Source organism: Trichocoleus sp. FACHB-6, from assembly GCF_014695815.1.
Classification (GTDB): domain Bacteria; phylum Cyanobacteriota; class Cyanobacteriia; order Cyanobacteriales; family FACHB-T130; genus Funiculus; species Funiculus sociatus.
Genome location: NZ_JACJOY010000039.1, coordinates 1 through 1,872 on the forward strand (window position 1 = coordinate 1; position 1,872 = coordinate 1,872).

The following is a 1,872-nucleotide window of genomic DNA, read 5'->3' on the forward strand; positions in this document are numbered from 1 at the left end:
ATTTCTTGGTGAATTTGGTCTGTGGATTAATTGCAAGAATGCCATCAGCCTAAGAAGCCCTCTCTCAATATTAATGCGTTTTTCCTTCCTTCTGCTTAACCCGAACTCAGGTTAAATATTGTTTCTCCTCTAACTGATAGAATCTCAAGCGTCTTCCGTCATAACGCCAGACTTCTAACACCCCAAAATCACCATACAATTCAAATTGATTAATAGAACTGCTAGTAATATCAATCTCAATAATTAAATCAGGTGGTGGATATTGATTGAGGTCTATTTGTTCTAGTTCTCGGACAATCGGCTCATTCTGGATGTAGTAGCACTGATTTGGTTCAAATCCCCTCTGCAAATCCTCACGCTTAGAAGTTCTCGAACCTAAGCTGCGAATATTAATATTTAATTCCTCAGTCAGAGTTTCCACAAAACGTCCTAAGAGTTTTTTGTAGCCTTCATGGGGATCTAGTGGGGTCATAATTTCCAATAAGCCTTGGTCGTAAGTCAGGCGAATCCCCGGCTGTTCTTCTATATCTTTCAGCAAAGCTTGATAAGTCTGCCAGCTAATATTTCTTAACAGAAATCGTTGTGGATTTTGAATTAGCGTGGTTGTCATTTTGAGACTAAACCTAGAACGTTGTTGGTAGTCACGGCACAAGTATGGGTATATTTTAGCGATCGCGCTTAGTATTTACTCAGGGTGCGATCGCTTGTTTGAACACACTCTCATCTTTGCGGTTCGTCAAAACTCCATGAAAATTCGAGACATCGGGGAACAGGGTTTATTACAACGATTGCAACGCTTCTGTCCGGCGGAAGTCGTAGGAGATGATGCGGCTGTAATGAAAACCCAGCCGGGTAAAGAATTGGTAGTGACAACGGATATGCTGGTGGATGGAACCCATTTTAGCGATCGCACCACATCCCCAGAAGACGCTGGTTGGCGTGCTGCTGCTGCCAATCTATCCGATTTAGCCGCAATGGGCGCATCTCCACTGGGAATTACTGTAGGTTTAAGCCTTACAAGCGATACACTCGTCACCTGGGTGGAGCGACTTTACCAGGGAATAACCGAATGCTTGCAACATTACAATACATTTATTGTCGGCGGCGATATTTGCCGTTCGCCAGTCAATACAATAGCAATTACCGCCTTTGGTGAAGCTTCCCCAAATCGGATTATCCGGCGCTCATCTGCTCAAGTTGGGGATGCCATTGTCGTCACCGGAGTTCACGGAGCCTCAAGAGCGGGTTTAGAATTGTTACTGAACCCAGAATCCGGTCAAAATCTCACCGAAGCCGAGAAATTATCTTTAATCCAAGCGCACCAGCGCCCTAAACCCCGCCTAGATGTCTTGCCTTTCCTGTGGGATTTGGATTCCCAATCCCCCATCCCCGTTGCTGGGATGGACAGCAGCGACGGTTTAGCAGATGCAATTGTGCAAATTTGCCGATGTAGTGGAGTGGGTGCAAAATGCGATCGCGCCTCGATTTCCATTCCAGCTGCCCTCAGCCAAATGGTTTCAAACGAGCAAGCTGTGGACTGGGCTTTATATGGTGGCGAAGACTTTGAACTTGTCTTATGCGTACCTTCAGAAAAAGCCCAGATATTAGTGGAACGATTGGGTGAGGGAGCAGCTGTTATCGGGATTACTACCGAAGCTAACGTCTTGTTAGTAGACTCCTCTGGTGTCTATCCCGACAAACATCTCACCCTCAACCAAGGATTTCAGCATTTTAGTTATTAATCTGGTGTCAGCAGTTAAGAGGATGTTTTAAAAGTCGGTTAGATAGCAAAAAAGCTCACTCAGTGTAAGCTGCGAATATGTAGTACACAGCACTGAGAGAGCGTTATGAGTAAAGCTTACCCCAGTAATT

At 45.0% G+C, this 1,872-nt stretch carries 2 protein-coding genes; one reads left to right on the plus strand and one right to left on the minus strand.

The genetic code is table 11. The features are described 5' to 3' along the window. Positions 1-106: 106 nt before the first annotated feature. On the minus strand, positions 107-610 hold the full coding sequence (locus H6F66_RS07830) for a Uma2 family endonuclease (protein ID WP_190419943.1): 504 nt from the start codon (positions 608-610) through the stop codon (positions 107-109). Positions 611-746: 136 nt separating this feature from the next. Here H6F66_RS07830 and thiL point away from each other — a divergent pair, with 136 nt between their 5' ends. Next, positions 747-1,742 (plus strand): thiamine-phosphate kinase, encoded by a 996-nt coding sequence (thiL, locus tag H6F66_RS07835; RefSeq protein WP_190419945.1) that lies wholly within the window; start codon positions 747-749, stop codon positions 1,740-1,742. Positions 1,743-1,872: the final 130 nt, after the last annotated feature.

What these genes read in the sequence shown, in the direction of transcription:
- thiL (WP_190419945.1), top strand. Translation starts at nt 747, where the DNA reads ATGAAAATTCGAGACATCGGGGAACAGGGTTTATTACAACGATTGCAA.
- H6F66_RS07830 (WP_190419943.1), bottom strand. Translation starts at nt 610, where the DNA reads ATGACAACCACGCTAATTCAAAATCCACAACGATTTCTGTTAAGAAAT.